Annotated in this window: 4 protein-coding genes; 3 read left to right on the forward strand and 1 reads right to left on the reverse strand. The window is 59.9% G+C overall.

What is annotated here, in order from left to right:
• Positions 1-60 precede the first annotated feature (60 nt).
• Positions 61-1,149: a radical SAM protein gene (locus tag QZZ60_RS11060; RefSeq protein ID WP_295641379.1), complete on the reverse strand. Its 1,089-nt coding sequence runs from the start codon at positions 1,147-1,149 to the stop codon at positions 61-63.
• A 660-nt stretch (positions 1,150-1,809) separates the two neighbouring features.
• On the opposite strand from QZZ60_RS11060, the gene QZZ60_RS11065 reads away from it, so the two are divergent.
• Genes QZZ60_RS11065 through QZZ60_RS11075 form a run of 3 tightly spaced genes read left to right on the forward strand, consistent with a single transcriptional unit; the run spans position 1,810 to position 3,427 of the window.
• Positions 1,810-2,268 (forward strand): hypothetical protein, encoded by a 459-nt coding sequence (locus QZZ60_RS11065; protein ID WP_295641381.1) that lies wholly within the window; start codon positions 1,810-1,812, stop codon positions 2,266-2,268.
• An 11-nt stretch (positions 2,269-2,279) separates the two neighbouring features.
• Positions 2,280-3,005, forward strand: coding sequence for a hypothetical protein (locus QZZ60_RS11070; RefSeq protein WP_295641383.1), 726 nt, complete (start codon positions 2,280-2,282; stop codon positions 3,003-3,005).
• Positions 3,002-3,427, forward strand: a complete 426-nt coding sequence (locus tag QZZ60_RS11075; RefSeq protein WP_295641385.1) for a hypothetical protein — start codon at positions 3,002-3,004, stop codon at positions 3,425-3,427. Before QZZ60_RS11070 ends, QZZ60_RS11075 begins: the two co-directional genes overlap by 4 nt.
• Positions 3,428-3,455: the final 28 nt, after the last annotated feature.

A 3,455-nucleotide genomic window follows, 5' to 3' on the forward strand; every position in this document is an offset into this window, starting at 1 on the left:
CTTTTTCAAAAGGGTGTTCTCCTTCCCCCGCATCGTTCTTATTCCCCTTTCTTCTTCCTTTTACGGACAGCTTATGATGCCTTCGGACCAGAGGCAGGCGCCGCAGGTAGGGAGGTTGTTGCCGTAGCAGTCGGGGAGGGAGTTTTCCCAGTTGTCGCACTGGGAGCAGCGGCAGCAGGGGGAGAATTCGAAGTTTCGGACACGATTTCTGAAGTCGGCGTAGTCGGGGCTTTGCCAGATGTCGGAGAGAGGGGTGTTTTGCACGTTGCCGAAGAAGTGGTGCTGGTTGACGCGGGTTTTGCCGCCCCAGTAGAGGCGCGAGGTACGAAGCAGCGACATGCACGGGCTGACGAAGCCGTCGTGTCGCACGAAGCACATTCCCTCGTCGATGAAGCGGCAGTGCCGCGCGTTGCGGTGCAGTTTCTGGCCGGAGAGGAAGATCTCGCACATGCCTGCGCTCAAAAGACCCGCGGCGGCCTGCGCCACGCCGGGCTGCGTCCAGTCCATGAGCGGCACATGGATGCGCGGAGCCGAAGGCGGCACGTTGTCGCCGCCGAAGTCGCTGTCGATCACGCTCTTGTAGAGGAGCTCGTCTTCCGTGTGCTTATCCGTGGGGATCACGTGGGAGATGTTCACCTCGTTCACGCGGTAGTAGCTCGCGAAGTAGGGCAGTTCCGCAAGGTCCTGCACGTTGCTTCTCATGATCACGAAGGCCAGCCCCAGCCTGACTTCCCGGTTCATGGCGAAGCGAAGCTGATTGAACGCCATGATGTGTTCCTTGAGCGTGGCAAGGTGCCCGTTGCGGCGTATGTTCTCGTAATGTTCTTCTTTGAAGCCGTCCACCGAAAGCCACAGCATATCCAGTCCCGCGTCGAGAAGCGCGCGGCTCATGGTCTCGTCAAGCAGCGAGCCGTTGCTTAAAAGCTCCGTCTTCACGCCCCTGGCCGACGCCTGACGCACCATGTCCACAATGCCGGGGTGCGCAAGAGGTTCCCCCATCCCTCCGAAGAACACCGTTTCCACGCTGTTCGGCATGCTCTCCAGCACCGACTGAAACGTGCCTTCGTCCATGTCTCCCGTGCTCTCGCCTATCCAGCTGTTGCGAAAGCACATGGCGCAGCGCAGATTGCACCGCGATGTCGGTTCCACATACAGCCTCTTGAGCTCATCCTGCATACGCCCCTCGCTTGCCCCGCCGTCCGGCCGGAAAAAAGTTAAACCTTTGCTCAAACTATACCGTTTCCCGCTCTTATGTCCAGAACGTGCCGAAAAACACGTCGTTTCATTATTCCAGAGGAAGGGAAACGCAGGAAAGGCAGGAAAGAGGAATGGGACAGACCGGAGCAGCCGGGGCACCGCCCCGGACCCCGGCGGAAAAGGCAGGAAAGGCAATGCGGGGGAAATAATTCCCCCCGCGCCCCCCTGGTTCTTTCAGCTTCTTATCAACGCTCGGGGGAACGCGGGCGAGGTGAGGAGCCCGCGCCGACGCCCGCAAGTAGCCGTGATTCATTCGCGCCTAAGCGCCATGCCCGTCGTGCATGCCCCGTGTCCGTAACGCGTGTCCGGCGCAGACGGGCAGGGCGGTACTCGGGAGAAGAAAAATAACGGGCGCTCGGCGAAAACGATGAGTCGGCGTCCGCCTTTTCTTTGAGCCAATATTGTACCGGTCATCAAAAAAATCTGGCCCTCCCGAAAACCTTTGTGCCGCAAGGCAAAAAAAAGCTTTTCATGTGACAAAAATAACGATATACGGTGTAACTCCTTTCTCCTCCCAAAAATATTGGGAGAATCTATCAAAAGAGGTGATATATGAACAGGACTTTCATCATTGGCCTGATGGTGTTTTCTCTGGGAACGACCGGATGCATGTCGGCGGGCAAGCATCGCGAGGCGGTGCGCGACGACGCTTCGGAGAGAATTTCCGTAGGCACCGTGCAGCGTGAGATTCACAAGGGCATGTCGAGCGCCGACGTGGTGGCCGTGCTCGGTTCCCCCAACCTTGTCACCACCGACAACGAAAGGCGCGAAACCTGGGTGTACGACAAGGTGGCCACGGAACAGGTGTATTCCGCGTCGCAGGGCGGGTTCGGAAGTCTGCTCGGCGGCATCGTGGGCGGCGCGGCCGGAGCCCTCGGGGGCGGCGGAAGCGGCAGTTTTGAGCGGGGCAGCGGCGCATCGTCCACCAGCCAGCGCACCATGACCATCATCATCAAGTTCGACGAGAACGGCAGGGTCAGGGATTACAGCTACCGTCAGTCGAGCTTCTAGCGGGGGGCGTTGTGAAGAAAGTATTTATGATGATTCTCTGTTCGGCGCTGCTTGCGGGCTGTTCCGCGCAGATTCCCCGGGACGCGCTTTCGCTCGCGCCCGACAGCCTTCAGAACAGGCAGATGCAGACACGGCGCTTTGAAACCACCGACAAGGCCGCCATGCTCACGGCGGCCACGGGCGTGCTTCAGGATCTGGGGTTCAGTCTGGAAGAGGCCGAAGTGCCGCTCGGCGTGCTGGTGGGCTCGAAAAAGCGCGACGCCACGAGCGTTACCCAGCGTGCGGGAGCCTTGCTCATCGCCGCGCTCGGCGGAGGCCCGGCCCCCGTGGACTCGCATCAGACCATACGCGTTTCCATGGTCATGAGGGAAAATGCCGGCTCTTCCCAAAGCGCCCCGGCAAAGCCGCTCTCGAACGCGGAACTCGCCGCCGTGCGCGCCGACATGGAACGCAATCTCACCGCCGTTCTGCAGAAGCGGCATCCTGCGGACGTGAGCCGCAATCTCGCATGGCAGGTTGCGGACAGCACCATGACCGTCATTGAAAGCGACCTGAAAAAGGTGCTCGCCGTGCGGACGGGCGGCGGAGACTCCGTCGTTCGCGTGACCTTCCAGCGCATCATCTTCGATACCGCCGGACAGATAACCCGCGCCGAACAGATCAATGACCCTGCCATCTACCGTCAGTTCTACGAAAAACTTTCCAAGTCCGTCTTCCTGGAGGCTCACGAAATATGAAGCGCGCTCTTCTTTTCCTTCTCGCCCTTGTCATGCTGCTTACTGCCGGATGCGCCGTTCCCGCAGGCGAAGGACTCTTCGACGCGGGCGGAGCCTCACAGCTCAGACTCCGTCAGATTCAGACCCGCTACTTCGATACCTCCGACAAGCAGAAGACCATGGAAGGCGTCATTGCCACGCTCCAGGACCTCGGCTTCGTCATCGACAAGGCTTCCCTCGACCTCGGCAGCGTGACCGGTACCAAGCTCAAGGGGTACACCGTGCGCATGACCGTCAACGTCATGCCCAGAGGCAAGGACCAGATGACCGTCCGCGCCAGCGCCCAGTACAACGTCACCCCCATCGAAGACCCCGTCATCTATCAGGACTTCTTCAACGCCCTGGCAAAAAGCCTCTTCCTTCAGGCTCACCTTGAAAACTAGCCCCTTCCCGCTCCTCCGGCTTCCTTTA

The organism is uncultured Mailhella sp. (genome assembly GCF_905187505.1).
Classification (GTDB): domain Bacteria; phylum Desulfobacterota; class Desulfovibrionia; order Desulfovibrionales; family Desulfovibrionaceae; genus Mailhella.

Excerpts from the sequence above, each read along its gene's own strand:
- QZZ60_RS11075 (WP_295641385.1), top strand. The coding sequence starts at position 3,002 with ATGAAGCGCGCTCTTCTTTTCCTTCTCGCCCTTGTCATGCTGCTTACT.
- QZZ60_RS11065 (WP_295641381.1), top strand. The coding sequence starts at position 1,810 with ATGAACAGGACTTTCATCATTGGCCTGATGGTGTTTTCTCTGGGAACG.